The sequence below is a fragment of the Nostoc sp. C052 genome (genome assembly GCF_013393905.1).
Taxonomy (GTDB): Bacteria; Cyanobacteriota; Cyanobacteriia; order Cyanobacteriales; family Nostocaceae; genus Nostoc.
Window position 1 is genome coordinate 5,896,050 of the sequence record NZ_CP040272.1, and the last position, 20,459, is coordinate 5,916,508.

Annotated in this window: 12 protein-coding genes; 4 read left to right on the forward strand and 8 right to left on the reverse strand. The window is 42.5% G+C overall.

Annotation, left to right across the window (positions count from 1 at the left end; genetic code table 11):
* Nucleotides 1-61 precede the first annotated feature (61 nt).
* Together FD723_RS24415 and FD723_RS24420 are read right to left on the reverse strand one after the other, a co-directional pair.
* The gene (locus tag FD723_RS24415) at nt 62-6,370 is read right to left on the reverse strand and encodes an AAA family ATPase (protein ID WP_179067677.1); all 6,309 of its coding nucleotides are present in this window, start codon (nt 6,368-6,370) and stop codon (nt 62-64) included.
* Between the two features lie 353 nt (nt 6,371-6,723).
* Nucleotides 6,724-7,452 carry an MBL fold metallo-hydrolase gene (locus tag FD723_RS24420; protein WP_179069265.1) on the reverse strand — a complete coding sequence of 243 codons (729 nt, stop codon included), beginning with the start codon at nt 7,450-7,452 and terminating at the stop codon, nt 6,724-6,726.
* A gap of 267 nt (nt 7,453-7,719) precedes the next feature.
* Here FD723_RS24420 and FD723_RS24425 point away from each other — a divergent pair, with 267 nt between their 5' ends.
* The gene (locus FD723_RS24425) at nt 7,720-9,240 is read left to right on the forward strand and encodes a site-2 protease family protein (protein WP_179069266.1); all 1,521 of its coding nucleotides are present in this window, start codon (nt 7,720-7,722) and stop codon (nt 9,238-9,240) included.
* A 291-nt stretch (nt 9,241-9,531) separates the two neighbouring features.
* Here the strand turns inward: FD723_RS24425 and FD723_RS24430 are convergent, their stop codons facing one another.
* On the reverse strand, nt 9,532-11,406 hold the full coding sequence (locus tag FD723_RS24430) for an iron uptake porin (RefSeq protein WP_179067678.1): 1,875 nt from the start codon (nt 11,404-11,406) through the stop codon (nt 9,532-9,534).
* Nucleotides 11,407-12,096: 690 nt separating this feature from the next.
* Here FD723_RS24430 and FD723_RS24435 point away from each other — a divergent pair.
* Nucleotides 12,097-12,243, forward strand: a complete 147-nt coding sequence (locus FD723_RS24435) for a hypothetical protein (RefSeq protein WP_179067679.1) — start codon at nt 12,097-12,099, stop codon at nt 12,241-12,243.
* A gap of 86 nt (nt 12,244-12,329) precedes the next feature.
* A complete protein-coding gene (locus FD723_RS24440; protein ID WP_179067680.1) occupies nt 12,330-12,998 on the forward strand; it encodes an HAD family hydrolase in 669 nt (222 codons plus the stop codon).
* Nucleotides 12,999-13,368: 370 nt separating this feature from the next.
* Here FD723_RS24440 and FD723_RS24445 read toward each other — a convergent pair whose 3' ends face one another.
* Nucleotides 13,369-15,102 carry a tetratricopeptide repeat protein gene (locus tag FD723_RS24445; RefSeq protein WP_179067681.1) on the reverse strand — a complete coding sequence of 578 codons (1,734 nt, stop codon included), beginning with the start codon at nt 15,100-15,102 and terminating at the stop codon, nt 13,369-13,371.
* A 372-nt stretch (nt 15,103-15,474) separates the two neighbouring features.
* Complete coding sequence (locus tag FD723_RS24450; RefSeq protein ID WP_179067682.1) at nt 15,475-16,764, reverse strand: Glu/Leu/Phe/Val dehydrogenase; 1,290 nt, start codon at nt 16,762-16,764, stop codon at nt 15,475-15,477.
* 190 nt (nt 16,765-16,954) lie between these two features.
* Between FD723_RS24450 and FD723_RS24455 the strand changes: the two genes are divergently transcribed.
* Complete coding sequence (locus FD723_RS24455) at nt 16,955-17,116, forward strand: hypothetical protein (RefSeq protein ID WP_218651755.1); 162 nt, start codon at nt 16,955-16,957, stop codon at nt 17,114-17,116.
* 78 nt (nt 17,117-17,194) lie between these two features.
* Here FD723_RS24455 and FD723_RS24460 read toward each other — a convergent pair whose 3' ends face one another.
* The 3 genes from FD723_RS24460 to FD723_RS24470 form a co-directional block, all read right to left on the reverse strand.
* On the reverse strand, nt 17,195-18,340 hold the full coding sequence (locus tag FD723_RS24460) for a beta-ketoacyl-ACP synthase (protein WP_179067684.1): 1,146 nt from the start codon (nt 18,338-18,340) through the stop codon (nt 17,195-17,197).
* Nucleotides 18,341-18,400: 60 nt separating this feature from the next.
* Nucleotides 18,401-19,201: a peptidylprolyl isomerase gene (locus tag FD723_RS24465; protein ID WP_179067685.1), complete on the reverse strand. Its 801-nt coding sequence runs from the start codon at nt 19,199-19,201 to the stop codon at nt 18,401-18,403.
* 179 nt (nt 19,202-19,380) lie between these two features.
* On the reverse strand, nt 19,381-19,950 hold the full coding sequence (locus FD723_RS24470; protein WP_179067686.1) for a photosystem I assembly protein Ycf4: 570 nt from the start codon (nt 19,948-19,950) through the stop codon (nt 19,381-19,383).
* Nucleotides 19,951-20,459 lie beyond the last annotated feature (509 nt).

The window sequence follows — 20,459 nt, forward strand, 5'->3', positions numbered from 1 at the left end:
GAATATTTCCAGATTTAGTATTCCCAGATATTTGAAGTTGTTTACCAAAAACTGCCAAAAATCATACTGGAATTTCAATGATAAATTCTGTTCCTTCACCAATAACAGAGTTAAAACTCAATTTTCCACCGTGGGTTTCTTCGACTATTTGACGTGCGATCGCCAACCCCAAGCCTGTACCTTTACCAACAGGTTTTGTAGTAAATAAATGTCCAAATATTTTTGATTTTATTTCTTCATTCATCCCATTACCATTATCAAAAATTGCAACTTTAACAAGATTTTTTAATACCGAAGTAGTAATTTTAATTCGATTGCGTTTTGCTTGATTATCTGCCAAACTCCGCCCAACATTCGACTCATCTAAAGCATCAATTGCATTGGCAATTATATTCATAAATACCTGATTCAATTGTCCAGGAAAACACTCAACTGGAGGTAAATTGCCATACTCAGTTATTACTTCAATTGCTGGACGTTGTTCATTAGCTTTGAGACGATGTTTCAAAATTAAAATCGTGCTGTCGATGCCTTGGTGAATATTAAATGGCACTTTATAATCTCTATCAGCACGAGAGAAAGTTCGCAAACTAGTGCTAATATTTTTCAGGCGATCGCATGCCATAGTCATGGAATCAATTATCTTGGGCAAGTCTTCTAAACTATAATCCAAGTCAATTTCTTCGGCGTGGTTAAGAATTTTGTCATTTTTGTTAGGTAAACTTTCTTGATATATTGCCAGATGTTCAACAATATCAGCGATGTTAGGTTTAACTTGTTTGAGACTAGCAGCAATAAAACCAAGAGGATTATTCATTTCGTGAGCTACACCAGCTACTAAATTGCCCAGTGCAGACATTTTTTCACTTTGCACCATTTGTAATTGGGCGTTTTGCAGATCGGTTAATGCTTGTTCTAAATCTTGTGATTTTTGCTGCAAGGCAAATTCAGCTTTTTTGCGATCGCTAATATCTCGCATTACAACTACCGCACCGAGTTTGTTACCCGAAGAATCGACGATCGCCTGTCCGCTGGCTAACAAAATTCTCTTAGAACCATGTTTTGGTGCAATTACCATTTCGGCATTTTCGACTATTTCCCCTTGCAAGGCGCGAAACAGAGGAATTTCTGTAGTTGATAGAGGTGTTTTTCCATCAAGTTGATAGAGATCGAAATGTTCTGTCCATTGTTCTGGTGGTAATGATTCTATTGGTAAGCCATGAAACTCACAAGTTGCTTTGTTGAATAAAGTCAACGTGCCATGAGGATCGCAGACAACAATCCCATCTGTAATAGTTTGAATAATGACATTCAAAAACTCTCGTTCTTTGGCTAGAGATGCTTCAGCTTGGTTGCGTAAGTGAAGCTCCTCGTAGACATCGCTAATATCAATCATTACCCCATCCCAGATGATTGCACCATCGGCTTGTTGTTCTGGCCGAGCAGTAGATCTAACCCATTTCACGGTTCCTGAAGGCACGATAATGCGACATTCTAGCTCAAACGGTGCGAGATTTTGGGCAGAGTCGGCGATCGCTTGTAGAATCCTTGGTTGATCTTCAGGATGATTCATGGCGTAAACACTATGCGTCCCCGCCATCACCAACTCTGGCTCTAACTCATACAAGTCGAAACAGCCAGAGCTAACATAGGGTGTTGAAGTTGAACCGTCAGCCGCCAGACGGAATTGGTAAACCATTCCAGGAATATTATTCGCCAAATTTTGGAAGCGGATTTCAGTAGCCTGCAATTTCGCTAGAGATTGTTCTAACTGTTGAGCATGGTTTTGGGAATTTCGATAAAGTCGGGCATTTTCCAGAGAAATCGCCGCTTGGGCGCAAAGTAAGTTGAGCAGTTCGACGCGATCGCTGGTAAAGGCTCCGGTTGCCAAATTGTTTTCTAAATACAATATGCCCAACAACTTACCCTGATGCAAAATCGGGCTGCACAAGATACTCTTGGGCTGTTGTTGCTGAATATACGGGTCATTGATTAATTGCGGATGCACCGTGGCATCAACAATTACCGCAGGTTGTAAACTGCGTTTGACGGTATTAATTAAGCCAACTGGCACATCAGGTGAGTCTTCAACAGACAGTGGGTTGAGCAACATTGGATAAAAATCGACTTCAGCAGCCTGGTTCTGTACACCACTCACAGAAAGCTGTGCTAACCCCTGAATTAGCAAACGATCTGACTCCAAAAGCATGAACACACACTTATCGGCTCCGGCATTTTCAATAACGATATGCACTAATGCTTTTAGCAATTTTTCGAGTTCGATTTCCCCAGAAAGGGTTTGGTAAGCTTTGAGAATGGCGGCTAAATCTAAAGCAACAGAGACGCTGCTACTGCTGGAGGTGGCGGAACAAGTGGAGGTGACACTCCCCAAGGTAAAGATAGTTTCGTTAGTTGAGAAAGGAGCACGAGTTTGTTCAAGGATGGGGGCAAGAAGTTGGGGATAGCGTCGTTCCAAGTCGGCGACTTTGGCTTTAGCACCCCAACGAGCATAGCCGTAGTAAGATTGGGTCAGGTATTCCCCAGCTATACGCTGTTTGCCCCAATCGAGGTAAAATTTGGCGGCTAGTTCGTTCGCCAATGCTTCTTCTTGGATATAACCGTTTTCTTTGGCTGCGGTGATGGCGCGATCGTACAAATCTGTTGCGTTGACTTTTTCACCTAGAACTCGACACCGTTCTGCGGCAACTAGTGCCCAATGGTGAGCCTGATTGCTGGGTGCATGAAATGCCCACTCCTGAAGTTTCTCCTGATGTGCAGAAACCTGATCTAGAATAGCTGCTTGCTCTGTGTGACTAGCAGTTGGATAAATCGCTAATTGCACCAGCGCATCGTAGAAGGAGAAGAGCGGAACATGCATCAGTCCTGCTGCTGCGCCCGAATACTGTTCTGTCAAACGGGCATTTAAGAGCGCTTGTTCATAGCGATGGAACAGATAGGAAAGGAGCAGTTTATTGAAATAAAGTTGATAGAGGGCAATCAATTGATTGCCTTGGAGATGAAGCTGAATCATCTCATCCTCATCATAGTCTTGGCTACACAATCGATCTGGTTCACCCGTAGGTTCCAGCAAATTGAGTACCGCTTGATAGTAAATACTTTGAATGCGAAAATAGCCATTCTGACGGAGTTGCTGGATGACTTTGCGGTGTTCATCCATCGTCTGTTTGAGAGTAGAAAGTTCCTGCCCACAGAAATAAGCGGTGTAGCTGTAGCCTAAGAGGCTGAGGGCAACATACTCAAGATCGCCTGTTTCTAGTCCACTGGTGTAAGCTTGCAGATACCCGGTTAGCGTGTCTTTCGCGGGTTCTCGCCAATGTGCGAGGCAGGTGTTGAATCCAAAAATGGTTTTAGCAGCGAGCTTGCGGGCATCAATGCGCTGCAACAGCTTCATCCCTAATTGCCCAAAGCGATAGCCTGCATCAATATCTTTCAAAATAGCAACCAACATTACCCCATACTGGACATAACCATAGGTTGACTCCGTTGTATTCCCGTATTGCACGGATAAATCAACTTGAACAAAGGTGAGCAAAGGCAACAGGTTTGGAGCAACTTGATAAGCAACAGACATGATGTTGGATATAATAATCATTGCTGCTTTTTGCTCCGGTGCAGTCATTTCGGGTAATTCCAGCAATGATTCAATCGATCGCTGGGCCAGAAGTGTTTGGGTGTGCTGAAGCCCCTGCTTAATTTCTACCTGGGTAGGTTCTTCTAGCAGATGCACTCCCAGTTGATTTAGCACTTCTCGCGCCAGCCGCAAAGCTTCTAGATGTTGATTTTGGGCGATGCAGGCTTGGATTTTAGCCTGATATGTAGTCACCCGATCAAGCCAGGAATGAGTATGAGTTAGCACCGTTGCTGCTAACTCTTCCATCTGTTCAAAATCGGTATTGAGGTAAGCTGCCTCTATTGCGCCTTCATAGAGGGCGAGACAGAGCTGATATTGATGTTGCCAGCGATCGCCCAGAAGCAGGTCAATGCCCGCAAGAAAATAGGTGATCGCAGCACTGTAAGCTGTTGCTGCTCTGGCTTTGCGTCCGGCAGCAAGATTTAACTCGGCGAGTTCATGGCGTTGAGATGGTTGAGTAATCAGAGATTGCCCGACATTGAGATGATTGACGATATCAAACAATTTTTCGCCCTGCTCGTTAAGCGAAGTCTTCTGCAACAACAGTTGCCCAATTTTGAGATGAGTTGCCCGTTTTTGCTCCTCTGGGATGAGAGAATAAGCAGCTTGTTGGACGCGATCGTGCGAAAATTTGTAAACCGTTATTTGTCCTTTGTCATTTGTCATTTGCAAATGACCAATCACCAATGAGGAATCCTGATAAAACTTATAAACTTCATTATTAGGAATGATAAATCCTTCTTGCAATGCTTTCCACAAGTCCGAAGCAGTTTCCGTCTGTGACTTTTCAGAAACGATCGCTAACGTCGCCAAATCAAACTGATTGCCGATACAAGCTGCCAGTTTTAAAACATCTTGAGTGATATCGGGCAATTTCTGAAGCTGTTGGGCCATAAATTCCACCACATCATCGGTGATAGCGATCGCTCGTACTTGTGTCACATCACACCGCCAAAAACCTGCCTCCCAATCAAAGGTAATCAGCCTATCCTCATGTAGCGCTTTCAAAAACTGAGTCGTGAAAAAGGGATTACCTTTAGCTTTTTGATAAACCAACTCTGTTAACGGCAATGCTTGGACTGTTGTACAACTGAGGGAATCGCCGATTAAGTGGTTCACATCTGCTTGACTCAAGGGAGCTAGAGTCAGAGTCTTGATGTGGGAAGATGCCTTTTCAATTTCATCTAGGGTTAATATAAGTGGATGAGCTGCAAATACTTCGTTATCGCGGTACGCACCAATAATCAATAGATAGCCGCAATTACTCTGAGTCATCAACAGCTTCAGCAAATTAAGCGATGCCGAATCTGCCCACTGTAAATCATCGAGAAACATCACCAACGGATGCTCTGGTGTCGTAAAAACTTGGATAAACTTTTGAAACAGCAGATTGAAACGGTTCTGTGCCGCACTACCCGATAATTCTGCGATCGCAGGCTGTTTACCGATAATCTGCTCCAGTTCTGGAATCACCTCGATCAGGATTTGCCCATTATCTCCAACTGCGGCTAAAATCTTACTCTGCCATTGCTCTAGTTGGCGATCGCTTTCACTAAGCAACTGTCCCATCAAATCACGAAAGGCTTGGACAAAAGCAGACAGAGGAATGTTGCGGTTGAATTGGTCGTATTTGCCCTTGATGAAGTAGCCGTTCCAGCGCACAATCGGTTTATGCACTTCATTGATGACTGCGGTTTTGCCAATGCCAGAGAAACCTGCCACCAACATCAGTTGGGAGCCACCATTGGCAACATGGCCAAATGCTTCCAGTAACGTCTGTACTTCCGCTTCGCGTCCGTAAAGTTTTTCGGGAATGAGAAAGCGATCGCTAATATCTCGCTGTCCCAACTCAAACCAAGTGTGCTTACCTGTTTCTCGCCACTGTTCTAAGCAGGTAACAAGGTCATGTTTAAGTCCCATAGCACTCTGATAGCGGTCTTCGGCATTCTTCGCCATCAGTTTGCGGATAATCTCACCCAGCATCAAGGGCAAATCGGGTTTGAAATCGCAGACAATGGGTGGAAGTTTCGCAATGTGGCAATGCACCAACTCCATCGGCTCATGGGATTCAAAGGGCAATTTTCCGCTCAGTAGTTCAAAGAAAGTCACGCCTAATGAATAAAAGTCGCTGCGGTAGTCAATACCCCTATTCATCCTTCCAGTTTGTTCTGGCGACAGATACGCTAGCGTTCCCTCCAACCCGTTAGGACTTTGGATCTCCTGAGTTTCTCGTGGTAAGAGTGAGGCAATACTGAAGTCAATCAGCTTGATTTGTTTCGTATGAGGGTGAATCAAGATGTTGGCTGGTTTAATATCTTTGTGAATGACGCGCTGTTGATGTAACTGGTGTAAGGTGTCTAGCAGTTGCAGAGCAATGGGTAAAAATTGCTCTAATGTCAGTGTTTTTCCTTGAGTAAATTGCCGTAAGCTAATGCCACCAAAGTCCTCCATCACTAGGGCATAGCCATTGTGATAGGCTTCCAGGCTGTAGGGTTTGATAATGTTGGCAATATCTAGATTTTTAGCAATCGCATATTGGTTGCGAAACTGTACTAATTCGCTAAAAGTGGGGTATTCTCGTTTTAAGAGCTTGATGACAACTGGTAGGCGATCGCATTCTCGAATTGCCCGATACACTTGAGTACGAGAACCTGAATAAAGTTCTTCTATAGTTTGATACCCAGCGATCTTTAAAGTTCCATCAACTTTTGCGCTCATAACTTTTACGAAAATTTCTGTATGCTAACGTTATAATTCCCATGACAATATATTAGTTAACAAATGTTAGAGGATTGGGGATTAGGGATTAGGGACTGGGGATTGGGTATGAGCAAGAGAACAAAGTGACCGAACAAGGCAAACTAAAGAGTTAAAAGGCAAAAGAAAGAATAAGAAAAAATGGTTACAGAGCAACTAAATTTATTTATGTAACTAAATAAAAACATTTATTTCGAGATGCATAGCACGTTCGCCTTTGGCGTCTCGTAGAGAGAAATAATATGTCCTTATTAAATCCCCATAAATAAATTTAGGGAGATTATCTTTTTACTTTTTACTTCTTAATCGTGCTTCTAAAGAGTCTGTCGCAGCAAAGTTGATAAATCTAAAGACGCGAGGCGTTGATAAGCTTGATCGATGAATCGCTTGCCTCTGAGAAAGCCTGTATTAGCTCCAGGACAAATGTACCGTAGAGTTTCTGGTGTAAAACTTTTTAACAATAATTGAAGACTTTGAATTTGTCTTGGCCAGTGAAAGGTCTTAGCTGTCCGTAATGGTACTGGTTCACCTTGCTGGTTAGGAACTAAGTGGCGACCAGAAAACAATATACCTCCAAGTTCACTATAGTAAAGACAAGATGAACCAGGAGAGTGACCTGGTGTCCAAATCACTTGTGTTGCTGCATCAAGAGTAAATTCTTGCCTAAAGGTAGTTACTGTTAAGCCTGGTAATAAATAAGCTTCTTGCTCTTGAATCAGCACCTCGCAGCCAAAGGTTTGCTGAAATTCAGCAGTCTTGCCAATCGCGCCTCGATGGGTAAGAAATAACCAACGCACGCCTCCATGAGTTTGCAAAAAATCTTGATTTGTTTGCTCTAGGGCAGGGCAATCTATGAGGATATTGCCTTCATTTCTTACAATAAGATAAGAGGTTCCTCCTAATGTGTCCCGATTGGGTGGAAAAGCAAAAATGCTCTCTTGTGCGAAGTCCGATTGCAGAGAACTTCCGCTAGGAACTCCGTCAAGGAAGACAGCCCGTGGTGGCTTAGTTGTATGACTTGGTTGTTGAGGTAAAGGGCACATAATCAAAGTAGACAATCTGGTTACAGTGTGGCAATTCTCAAGATTGAACTGGGGATTGGGGACTGGGGAGATGAGGGAGTGTGGGGAGATGAGAATTTTGCTTCCCTCTCCTCCAACACCTCCCACACCCCCCCAATCCCCAATACCCAATACCCAATCCCCTGTTAACCTTTATGAAAAAAATTGGGATTTGAGGTCTGCCTTGTAGTTAATGCTATGGTGCTGAAGCTACTGGTGGGGCGTTTTGTCAAAATTACTGAAGATAATATGGCATTTTGGTTTCTGTTTATCCTCCTGCTGGGGCTAGCTACTTATCTAATGGTGCAGCACAGCGTCGCTCACATCACCCGAACACCAGTATGGTTGTTGTGGCTGGTTTTAATGACACCAGCATTTCTGTTGAGTGGATGGACACTGTTCTACGGTGCAAAACAACCGCCACCGCCAGGGCTGATCATCTGGTCAATATTTGTTTGCACAGTGTTGTACTGGATGTTGTTTCAATGGGGGCGTCAAGTACCAAGAGATACACAAACCGAAGCCCAACCCCAAGCCTCTGAATCGCAGCCGACTATCCAGCCTACCCCAGAACCAATAGTGCGTCCCATTGAACCAATAGAAGAAACCCTACTACGAAATTGTTTTCCTTGGTCTGTATACTACGTTCAAAATATTGAGTATCGACCCCAATCTGTAATTTGTCGTGGTCAGTTGCGAACTAAAGCCAGCAATGCTTACCAGCAGATTAAGACTAATATTGAAGCACAATTTGGCGATCGCTTCTTGCTGATCTTTCAAGAAGGTCTAAATGATAAACCTTTCTTTGTGCTGGTTCCTAACGTTCAAGCTGCTAAAGAAAGAAATACACCACGACGCGACCAAGAACGCTTAAGTCGACCAGGATTAGCACTTCTACTACTCGTAGCTACTTTACTAACTACTACCTTGGTCGGTGTGGAAATTGCTGGTGTTACTCTGCCGCCTATATGGAATATTGGCTCTCTATTCACAGTTCTATCTAACCCAAATGTCCTATTCAAGGGATTACCTTATGCTTTAGGATTGATGACTATTTTGGGCATTCATGAACTTGGGCATTATTTGACAGCGAGATTTTACAAGATTCGCTCGACCTTGCCTTACTTTATTCCCGTGCCTTTCTTCTTGGGAACTTTTGGTGCATTTATTCAGATGCGTAGTCCCATTCCCAACCGCAAAGCTTTATTTGATATTAGTATTGCTGGGCCATTTGCAGGTTTTATTGTTACCTTGCCATTACTAATATGGGGCTTGGCTCATTCTGATATAGTTTCTCTGAATGAAAAAACCCGACTTTTAAATCCTGATGCCCTCAATCCCAAATATTCAATTTTACTGGCGATACTCTCGAAGCTAGCTTTGGGAAGTCAGTTAACAGCAAAATCAGCCCTTGACCTGCATCCAGTTGCAGTCGCAGGTTTTCTGGGACTAATTGTCACAGCGTTAAATTTAATGCCTGTGGGACAACTAGATGGCGGTCATATTGTCCATGCGATGTTTGGACAAAGAACTGCTCTGGTAATTGGTCAAATTGCTCGGATGTTGTTGCTATTACTGGCTTTAGTACGAGAAGAATTTTTGGTGTGGGCGATTATCTTATTATTTATGCCGTTGATTGACGAACCGGCGCTAAATGATGTGACTGAATTGGATAACCAACGTGACGTTTGGGGATTACTGGCAATGGCTTTGTTGATTGTAATCATTCTGCCATTACCACAAGCGATCGCTAACTTTTTACAGATTTAAAAAGTATTAAAACACAACCAAAAAAGATGAGAAGGAGTCAGAAGACAGAATGGGCTACGCCCCGCTGCGCTAACAGAATTCAGAATACCCCAGCAGTCAAGTCAGGGGTTTCAGCAACGCCAGAATTTTTTCTCCTCCACGATAGCGACGCGGAAAGCAAGTCCGCGAGCGTCTTAAAATCGGGGGCTTTAAACCTCGATTCTCCATCCAGTCGCACAGAATCCATTCTGGATTCTGACTCCTGAATTCTGAATTCTTCTTCGGTAAGTTTGTACTACTTTGCTACTCATGTTAAAACGTAAAAGTAGTACGAAGTACACCTACAGTTGTTGTTTCGTTTCTGCTGTCACCTTCTGGGTTAAACAGAATAAAAGCACCAGGAGTAATGCTGATATTATCGTTGACTTTCATGCGATAATACCCTTCTAAATGGTAAGGAGTAGCCCGATTTTCACCAAGTTGAGCCGAACCACTAGCATCAGTACGGTAAAGGGGTTGACCAAAAAGAATCCCAGCAGTGTTTCCTGACTTGAATAAATCTCTGAAGTGAACTCCCGCCATCCAACTTGTAAAGGTGGTGGAAGCATTCACGCTATTTGAAGCAGCATCAACAAATATTGCTGCACCGTAACCAGATAAGGCTATCTTGGGAGATAATCGCCATGTTACCGTACCGCCAACAGAGTTGAGTGTGAGCGGTGTTCCAGTTGCAACCCCTGCTAAAGCACCGATATCACTACTAACTAATCCTGTAGCCAAAATATTGATTTCGTGATAACTGTGGGCATAGTTTAAACCAATATCCAGAGCGGGACTTGGCTTGAAGGTTAACTGTGTGGCAATAATACTACTACCACTAAATAAACCTGCTCCCAAAGGTGTAGTAGAAACTCCTGGTACTGCCTCACTAGCAGCTTTTTCGGGTAAATTGGCATTTACGCTGCCGTATAAAGCTCTTAAATCCAAATTTGGCGAAATATTAAAAATAAATCCCGCCGCCGATGCTAAACCAGTACCCGAAGTTCCACCAGAAACCCGTAGCACAGGATTCAAGTTGCCAAAACGAGAAATTGATTCTTGTCCTTCACCATAAAAAGGCGTAATTGCTGGGAAAGCATCTGATGTTTCCGCCGCAGTTCCCGCAAACAAGGTTAATTTATTAGCGACGGGAAAAATATACAGCAATTTGTAAAGCTGAACACTGTTTGCGCCAACACCCGACAAAGTATTGACATTTATCCCCGGAAATTGCGGCTCAAAACTGGTACGAGCGCTACTTGCACTTAAAAGCGGCGAAGCTAATCCTAAACTTTGTTGTAAGCTACCCTGTCCATCGGCTCCACCCAAAAAGTTATAGGCTTGCAATCCAGTAATTAATGAATCTTTACCAGTAAAGCTAGTGGTGAGATTTAACCGCACTCTATTGACTAAGATGATGTTCGAGTCGCTGTTATTGGGAGCGCCGCCAGTAGCACCAATCCCAGCAATAATTGCCTCACCATTAAGTTTTGTAGTAGTAGAAAACTGATTTGCTTCTAGTTTTGCTGTGCGAGCTTCTACAGCATCTACTCGACCTCGCAATGTTGCCAATTCCGCTGCAAATTGTTCTTGTAGTTTCTGCAACGTGGCTAAATCTTCTTTCTTGACCAAATCACCAGTTGCAGTCGCAATCAGTTCGTTGATTCGGTCTAAACAAGCATTTAAGCCAGCAGCAAATTCATAGCGAGTCATCGCCCGATTACCGCGATAGGTTTGATTGGGATAACCTGCGATACAACCATAGCGCTCAACTAAAGATTGGAGTGCTTGAAAAGCCCAATCTGTCGGCTGTACATCAGACAATTGGGATACGGATGTTACTTGTGCAAGTTTGTCTGATGGTTGAGATGAATTTGCAGATTGCGGTGTGATTGCCTGCAAAGAATTATTAGCAGAATCCACCTCTAATTTTTTTTGGCTTTCATTAGATATCGGTAATTCATCAGAAATAGTATTGGCTAAATTGCTTTTGTTTAAATAAACTTTTTCATGGCTTTCAACATCTTGATAAATTGTTAGATTTTTATTTTCAATCTCTAAATTAGGCAGGGCTTGTACTGGTGATAAACCAGCAATTAACCATAAAAAGCACACTCCCCCAGCAGAAGCTAATAGATATTTTGCCATGACAACTCCCAATCTATATATTAAATGGTGACAAACTTAATTGCGATATTTAAATGGTATTGATAAGTGATTTTAAAGTTAGCAAGATAGTCTTGTTAACTTTAAAATTTGCAAATCAGAAAGTTTATTCTTGATTTGACTTATCAAAGCATCAGGTTATATCGCACGTATTAAATTATAGTAAATACTATTTTTGCAAAGAATTAACATTTAGTACTATTGAGAATTCTAATAATTACTATTGACAAAAGAATAATTAGATTGGTGTACTTTTATGGTATTGGATATAAGATAAACGGTTATGAAATATAGCAATCTTAAATCAGTGGTGAATCAGTAGATACCCGACTTATTAGAGGATGTTTGAAAAGTCCTGATTGATGTTCAAATATTTTTACCCCACTCTAACCCTCGCCTTATAAAGGCTACGGTGTACACACAAGTCTTAAAATTCCCCCTAGTACTTGGTTTCGTCATCTAGCAATAGGATTGTGCGATCGCTCTGTCAGCCTGTTCGCAGCGTTCGCGAACAGCGTCTCGTAGAGAGGAGGAACGAAGAAGCAATCGCAAAAACTCACAGCAATACTTGTCGGGTTTTGGGGAAAAGGGGAAGGGGCGGGGGAAAGGGAAAGAAAAAACCTTTAACCCTTACCCTTTAACCTTTTCCCCAAATCAAATTCCGAGTTAAAAATGCAAAACCCGAGTAGTATTGCGATAAATCGCCGTCTCTACAATAATCGGTCTTTCCTCTTGACGGCGATTTATCTCGTCCTTGCGATCTATAATTTTCATCAAAAAACCTTAACCGAAGCGTATTGGAACCAATCTTTTCTCTAACCCCCTTCTCTTCTGTTAGGACGATGAAGTAAATTATTTGCCATGCCATCATCAGCTATGAAACAAAACGTCAGCCGAGGTTTTTCATGGCATTAGAAGGGGTGATTTTAGATATTGATGGAACACTAGTTTTAAGTAATGATGCTCATGCAAATACCTGGGTAGAGGCATTTGCAGCTTATGACTTGCAAGTGCCATTTGAAACAATTAGACCACTTATGGGCATGGGTGGAGATCAACTGATTCCCAAAGTAGTGCCAGAATTAAATGGTGAAGAAGGAACTGGCAAAGCGATCGCTCAAATACGCAAAAAACTATTACTTGACAAATATATACCACAAATCACTGCTGCTAATGGAAGCAGAAAATTAATATTAAAGATGCAGGAATCGGGATTGCATCTGGTTGTCGCTAGTTCAGCCAGTTCTCAAGAACTCGATATCATGCTCAAAATTGCCCAAGTAGATGATTTGCTCACGGAAGTAACTACATCCGATGATGCTGAAGCATCTAAACCTGCTCCTGACATTGTAGAAGCTGCCTTGAATAAAGGACAAATGACACCGGATAAAGTAGTGATGCTAGGAGATTCGCCTTACGATATTGAGTCTGCCGGCAAAGCAGGGGTAGCTGTGATTGGTTTGCGCTGCGGTGGCTTTAGCGATGAACAACTGTCGGGAGCGATCGCAATTTACAACGATCCAGAAGATTTGTTACAGCACTATGACTCTTCTATTCTGGGTACAAATGCTTAAATACTAAAAGGGTAGAAGTGCGATCGCACTTCTACCACAACTATACAAACTTGAGATATTTACAAGGCTGAAGCTAACTTCAATCTACAATTTAGTAACTCAAAGTTTGCAAGCTAGACAAAAGCAAGAGGTGGCAATTATAGAATAAAGTACAAGAATTAGAAATTGAAATGGCATCCAATACTTCTCGGGTTTTGCATTTTTAACTCGGAATCGGGTTTGGGGTAAAAGGTACTAGGTTTGGGTTAAAGGTTTTTTCTTTCCCTTTTCTCTTTCCCCCTTTCCCCTTAACTGAGAAGTATTTAAATGGCATCTTGCCCACCCCACAATCATATTGGAAAATATTAGTGCAAATTAAAGGCGCAACAGCTTAACTATATTCGTCAATTAAAATTTGGAATCTCTCATATTCTCTAATCGTATCAAAATCAGGATCGGTTTTAGCATTTTCCAATCTATTTGCTTCAAGTTTGATTGATTGTTGTAGGTTTTCTATTGCTAGAGTGACGTTGTTTTGTAGTGCGTAACAACAGGCTTTGTTATACCAGCAATCAGCATTGTCAGATTTAATTTCAATTGCTAGATCGTAGACAATCAATGCCTCTTCATAACGTTGCAATTTTATCAAACTGCCACCTTTGTTATTCCAAGCATTGATGTTATCTGACTTTAATTCAATAACTTTTTCGTAAGAGGCGATCGCCTCTTCATATTGTTGTAAATAATATAGGACATTGCCACGATCCAGCCAGAAACCATAAAAGTCAGAATAGATTGTAATTGCTTGATTGTATGAGTCTAAGGCTGCTTGATAATTTTTCTGTGCTGCTAAAGCTTGTCCTCGTAACCACCAAGTATTGCTATCTTCTGGTCTAATTTCTATTACTTTATCGTAGGCTGCGATCGCTTCTTCATAACGCTGTAATTTTGCCAAGGTTTCGCCTTGTTTATACCAAGCTTGATAAAAATCTAACTGAATGGCAATCGCTTGTTTATATGCTGCTAAAGCTTCTTCATCGCGTCCTAAATCTGTAAGAGCAATGCCCTGATAGTACCAAGTTTTTGAATCATCAGATTTGATTTCCAAAGCTTTTTGATATGAATCAACTGCTTCTGCATATCTTTGCAAAAAATAAAGGGAATAACCCCGTGAATACCAAGCATTAACGTAGTTTGGTTGAATCTTAATTACTCGATCGTAGGAGGCGATCGCTTCATCATGTTTGTTTAAAGAATAAAGCGCGTAGCCTCGCCAATACCAAGCATCAGCATTTTTGGGTTTATTTTTAATTATTTTGTCATAGCAAGCGATCGCCTGCTCATATTGTCGCGATGAGACTAATTTATCACCTTGTCTCTGTAACTCTTGGTTTTGATCTCTAAATATCCATAAAACTAAAACTAATCCAATAACTAAATACCGCGAATTCTCTCTAAATATTGCATTCGCAAAAACAGTTAAATTTTCTGGGAGATGAAGATATTCGCTAATTGTATGAGTGAAATTCCATAAAAACTGGTTAAAAGGTCTGGCAAACCATAACAAACCAATCAATATCCAAATTCCATATTTAGCAACCTGATTGATTTGCTGTTGAATTGCTTTTGGCAGCCACGGTTCGATAATTCCATAACCATCTAGGCCAGGAATAGGTAATAAATTAATCAAAACGACATAGATATTTAGGGAAATTATATAAGTTAGGGCAGTAATCAAAGCAAATAAAACTGAATTTGGATTTTCGATAGCTAAAGAATCCCAACCCAATTGAAAAGGCAGTGATAGCAGGTAAGCTAGAATCAAATTGGCAATTGGGCCAGCAGCCGAAACCGCACTTTTCCATTTGCGATCGCGTAATCGACTGTGATTAATATAAACTGCTCCCCCAGGTAGAGCAATACCGCCAATGAGGAGAAAAAATAACGGCATCATCAAACTCAAACTCGGTTCGGTATATTTGAGTGGGTTCAATGTCAAATACCCCTTATCTTTGACAGAAGTATCACCACCCCAATATGCTGCTATTGCATGACCAAACTCATGCAAACATAAAGACAATATCCAACCAAAACAGATAAAAGCTACTACTAGCCACATATTCATATTTATAGATATCTTATAAAAATCCTGGTTAATTTTTGATCGTATTGGCTTTTACAACAAATTTAAGCGAATAGAATTGCCTGCGGCACACTGCGTGAACGCGGCTACACAGGCGAAGTCCGCCTTTGCGGACTAAATTCAAATTCAGGCTTTGAAACCCAGGATCGGTAGCTTTTGTTTGTGTAGACGCGGTTTCTAACCGCCCGTTTCACGTTATGTTGACACCAATGAGCAATGCTGTGCCCTTACGACAGATGTAGTTCAAATACATGAAAACTGCTGTAATAGAGAAATCATCAGTGAGCGATCGCCTAAACTTTTGCCCACTGATGATTTATTCTCCCTCATAAATTCAATTGTCGCTATCAACAATTAAGGATAAAGACCCCTGTCAGTTAGCGCCTGAGCCACTCTACCCACCCCTAAAGTGTAAGCTGCTAACCTCAAGGAAATTTGGCGCACCTCCGACTGATGAATCACCTTACGGTAGGCTTGTACCATCAAATGCTCCATTTCGCGGTTGACACGCTCCTCATCCCAAAATACATAAGAAAGACCCTGTACCCACTCTAAATAACTCACGACTACACCGCCAGCATTCGCCAAAATATCCGGTAGCACTGTCACACCCCGCGCCTCTAATGCCAAGTTAGCCTCAAGAGTAACCGGGCCGTTAGCTGCTTCTGCGACAATTTGCGCCTGTACCTGATTAACGTTTTCTTCAGTGATTTGGTTTTCTAAAGCCGCTGGTATTAAGACATCACAGGGTAAAGTTAATAAATCTGCATTGCTAATTGGTACAGATTGCGGGAAACCCGCAATACTCTTGCGATTTTCAGCGGCGTAGACTTTTAACTTGGGAATATCAAGACCAACTTCAGAGAATATTCCCCCAGCGCCAGTTGAAACGGCGATAATTTTCGCGCCTGCTTCATATAGTAATTCTGCTGCGGCACAACCGACGTTACCGAAACCCTGAATCGCTACTCGCACTCCTACCAAGGATTTACCTCGATCTGCTAACGCCTCACGGACAATAATCATCGTGCCACGTCCGGTTGCCATTTCTCTTCCCAGAGAACCACCAATCGAAAGGGGTTTCCCAGTTACAACTCCTGGTACAGCATGACCAACATTTACAGAGTAAGTGTCCATCATCCAAGCCATTTCACGGGCAGAAGTACCCATATCTGGCGCAGGAATATCTACGGAAGGCCCAATATCTTTTATCAACTCGCTGATATAACGACGGCTAATTCTTTCTAATTCGCCAACGCTATAGTGTTTGGGATCTATAGCAATGCCACCCTTACCACCACCATAAGGAATACCTAACAAGGCACATTTCCAGGTCATCAGCATTGCTAGAGCGGATACTTCGCGCAATGTCACAGCCGGATGGAAACGAATTCCACCCTTGTATGGGCCTAAAACATCAGAGTGCTGTACCCGATGTCCAGCGAGAACTTGTATTTCCCCATCATCTAGTTTCACAGGTATGGAAACTGTGACAACTTTACGTGGGTGGCTGAGAATTTCTAGTAAACCCTGATTTAAATTTAATTCTTTAGCTGCCGCTTCTAAGTAGCTACAGGCTTGGTCAAATGGGCATATATGCGCCGGAGAAGCAGTTTCCGCCAGCAGCGAGGATTTTGAAATCATAAATTTTCTCCTAATCACGGTATCTTTACGAACCGGATATCATCTGTACTTAAGCTTATCCCTTTTTTTGAGAAAAACAAGATTTTTGTAGTTTTTGTTACAGTTTTATATTTTATATTTTGGTATGTGAAAAATATTCAAAAATCACCGTTTGTAGGGGCTCAAATTTGTGCATTGGTGTCAACTTAACGTGAAAGCAAGTCTAGAACTAGCTTTTAGATTGCCTCATTCCCAGTCTCCGACTGGGAATGCCGTCCTAGAGGCTCCGCCTCTCTTGCTGGCGGCAGAGCCACCAGGAGCAGCATTTCCAGCCGGAGCCTGGAAACGAGGTTTTAAAGGAGTTTTAGCTTAAGTTGACACAAATTTAATTGGTGTCAACTTAATCAAAATTTATATATTATGTCGGTAAGATAGTTAAACCCAAAAATTTTCACCTTGCTAAGGCGATCGCGGCATTCTGCCCCCCGAAGCCAAAACTCAAACATAATACCTGCTGAATTTTACTTAGACGTGCGGCTGTAACAATATCTAAATCAAACTCTGGCTGTTTCGAGCCTACAGAAGGTGGTAGTATTTGATGCTTTAATGCCATGAGAGAAAAAGCTACACCTAAAGCTCCAGATGCTCCTAATGTATGACCTGTGCTTCCCTTGGTGGAACTAACTGCCACGCCTTGGGGAAACATACGCTGGATTACCATACTCTCCATTTGGTCATTTAGCTGCGTAGCTGTGCCATGAGCATGAATATAATCGATATCGCTTGGTGATAGACAACTACGTTCTAAACATTGTTTGATAGCTGCGATCGCACTTTTTCCTTGAGGTTCTGGTGAATTACTATGATATGCATCGTTGGTTAAGCCAAAACCAAGAATTTCACCATACACTTTTGCTTGACGCTGTTTGGCAAACTCTGCTGATTCTAAGACAAACACAGCTGCGCCTTCACCCAACACTAAGCCTTCCCGATGCAAATCAAAGGGATAAGCCCCAGTTTTCGCCAAAGCACCCATTTGTTGAAACCCAGCTAAAGTTAAGGGTGTAATTGGCGCTTCCACTGCACCTGCGATCGCTTGTTGACATTGCCCAGTTTGGATAAGCATAGCTGCTTGGGCAATAGACCAAATTCCAGTCGCACAAGCTGCCATTGGTGCTAAAACTATCCCCGATGCACCGATTTGCCTTGCAGCTGCGATCGCATTTATATGAGGTAATGTATCTAGCCAATTTCCAAAAGACGACACGGGAAAATTTTCTGCCTCACTATACATTTGCCGTGCCAACTTCTCCCAAGAAGCTTGATAAGAGCGACTCGATCCAATGACTACAGCACAATCAGCTGCATGTGCAACCAACCCAGCGTCTTGCAAAGCAGAAGCAACAACCATCTGAGTTAATGCTGTCAACTCAGATGGTTGTTGACCAATCAAACCTAGAGGAAGTGGTCTAAGTTCTGGAAATGGTTGGTGTAACCGAATTCCAGATTTACCCGCGATTAAATTTCGCCAACTATCCTCTAAGCTTCCACCCAAAGCGGAAACTAGACCAATACCAGTGAAAACAACCTTTACCAATTTAGAAGTTAGGAGTTAGAAGTTAGTAATTATTCTCTCCCTGCTCCCTGCCCTCTTCCTCTACTTCCCTGGCGTTTTCAGATTTTCAGCACCTTGGGTGACTTTAGCGGATTCAATGCGATCGCCTTGCTGAATTTTGTTCACGACATCAAAGCCTTGCGTGACATTGCCAAACACCGCGTAGTTACCATCTAAGAACGCCAAATCTGCTAAAGCAAAGTAAAACTGGGCAGAAGCGGAGTCTGGTGATTGCGATCGCGCCATTGCTACTGCACCCTGCTTATGTGGTAATACGACAGGCTGGGCACTAGCATCAAATGGTTTATTGTAAATCGGAGTATTTGAACCTTTTGGCTTAACTTCTAAAGGTATATAACGAGCATTTCCCGTTTTTGGGTCAATATAACTACCAGTTCCCAGGCTATCTGCTGGAACTTTCGGGTCTTTGCTTTGAGGATCGCCCCCTTGAACTACAAACGGTTGGGGTTCGCGTACAACTCGATGGAAAGCTAAACCGTTGTACACACCCTTTTGCACTAAATCTACGAAATTGCCAGCTGTAATAGGGGCATTAATGCCGTCTACTTCAATCGTAATCGGCGAGCCTTTAACCGTGATTACCACAGTTGCCTTACCTTCCAGTCTTGGTAAATCTGCCAGTCCAGGAATATTCTCACTACTAGTTTGAGATACAGAAGTTGCTTCAGTAGTTGTCTTGGTGCTTGCCTCATTTGTGTTCGAGGTAGCTGTCGAGCTTGGAGAAGAAGCATTAGAAGCGACTTGCTGTGTTGAACATCCCCCCAACATCAAGGCACTGATAAGCACAAAAGAAAGCAAAAATTGTGAAATTTTTAACCGCATTGCCTGTTACCGATTTAACCAGAGTATCTTATCGTTTTAAGGGGCATTGGGGATTAGGGACTGGGGATTAGGTACTGGGGACTAGAGCATGAGAGAGTGTGGGGAGATGAGAATTTTGCTTCCCTCTCCTCACCACACCCCCCACACCTCCCAATCCCTAGTCCCCAGTCCCCAATCCTTTACAATCCTTCTAACGACACTCCCAAAAAGCGGGCTAATTGTGCGCCTTCTGTTTCTAACTCTGTTAAAGATAAAGGTTGTCCAACCCGTGTTAAGGGTATATCTCGCCGCCCCTTAATGCGTAGATAGAGGGCACGACGGGGATTAAGACCTTCTTTCACGTCTATGATCACAGATTGTACATCTTCTATGCGGCTATCAATTTCAATTCGGCGGTTTTTGCCAGGAAACCCCCAACGGAAGATTTTGATTGCGCCAGTTTCGTGATTAAATTCGTTGTAACCGCCTCCAACGTCCAATAAAATCACTAGCCACAGGTACGTGGCTAATAGCAAGCCAGCAGCCCCATATAACCCCATTACCAATCCTTGAGGGACAAATACCAGTTGGGTTGGATCGGAAACTACAAGTAAATTAACTTTTAAATAACTGGATATTCCAGCCAAGAGAAAGCCACTTGCTCCCAAGGTAACGATAGTTGCCCACCAGTAGTTGCTGAACCGACGAGAACCGAGAACATTTTGATGCAGGAGGCGATCGCCTTTGTTAATCGTTGTTGATGTCGTCATTGAACTACCATTGCCCGTGAGATACTCGCTGTTACATACTCACCCACTAAATGCTTTTGCATAGAGTGGTAGCTGTCTGTGCCCATCTAGCTATTGCTGAGGAGGCACTGAGAGCTATGTTTTAAGTCCCCGGAAACCCTACCGCAGACTATAAATTTTTTACCCTGTATTCTACAAATTTTACTTTCCTGGATGATGCTGGCTTACTTGCACTACAGGACAAACCACTTAGGCTATCTGTAGTTAGTCAAGATATGCCAACTTCTTTTTTCTTTGTCTAAGTTTTACCACCTGCATTTTACCAAACATCGTTGACAAAAACTCAACTACGCCCCAATACGCTTGGGTTAAGGACTACTAGCAACAATTTTGGTTTTTAGAGACGCGATTTATCGCGTCTCTACAAGTGTTTTGGGCTTATATAAACTGTATTGAATTACGCCCCTGTATGTTCCATACTACCGATATAATTTTTTAGGGTATTTATTTATGCAGGGTTTCCCGTCCAC

What these genes read in the sequence shown, in the direction of transcription:
- FD723_RS24415 (WP_179067677.1), bottom strand. Translation starts at nt 6,370, where the DNA reads ATGAGCGCAAAAGTTGATGGAACTTTAAAGATCGCTGGGTATCAAACT.
- FD723_RS24420 (WP_179069265.1), bottom strand. Translation starts at nt 7,452, where the DNA reads ATGTGCCCTTTACCTCAACAACCAAGTCATACAACTAAGCCACCACGG.
- FD723_RS24425 (WP_179069266.1), top strand. Translation starts at nt 7,720, where the DNA reads ATGGCATTTTGGTTTCTGTTTATCCTCCTGCTGGGGCTAGCTACTTAT.
- FD723_RS24430 (WP_179067678.1), bottom strand. Translation starts at nt 11,406, where the DNA reads ATGGCAAAATATCTATTAGCTTCTGCTGGGGGAGTGTGCTTTTTATGG.
- FD723_RS24435 (WP_179067679.1), top strand. Translation starts at nt 12,097, where the DNA reads ATGCAAAACCCGAGTAGTATTGCGATAAATCGCCGTCTCTACAATAAT.
- FD723_RS24440 (WP_179067680.1), top strand. Translation starts at nt 12,330, where the DNA reads ATGGCATTAGAAGGGGTGATTTTAGATATTGATGGAACACTAGTTTTA.
- FD723_RS24445 (WP_179067681.1), bottom strand. Translation starts at nt 15,102, where the DNA reads ATGAATATGTGGCTAGTAGTAGCTTTTATCTGTTTTGGTTGGATATTG.
- FD723_RS24450 (WP_179067682.1), bottom strand. Translation starts at nt 16,764, where the DNA reads ATGATTTCAAAATCCTCGCTGCTGGCGGAAACTGCTTCTCCGGCGCAT.
- FD723_RS24465 (WP_179067685.1), bottom strand. Translation starts at nt 19,201, where the DNA reads ATGCGGTTAAAAATTTCACAATTTTTGCTTTCTTTTGTGCTTATCAGT.
- FD723_RS24470 (WP_179067686.1), bottom strand. Translation starts at nt 19,950, where the DNA reads ATGACGACATCAACAACGATTAACAAAGGCGATCGCCTCCTGCATCAA.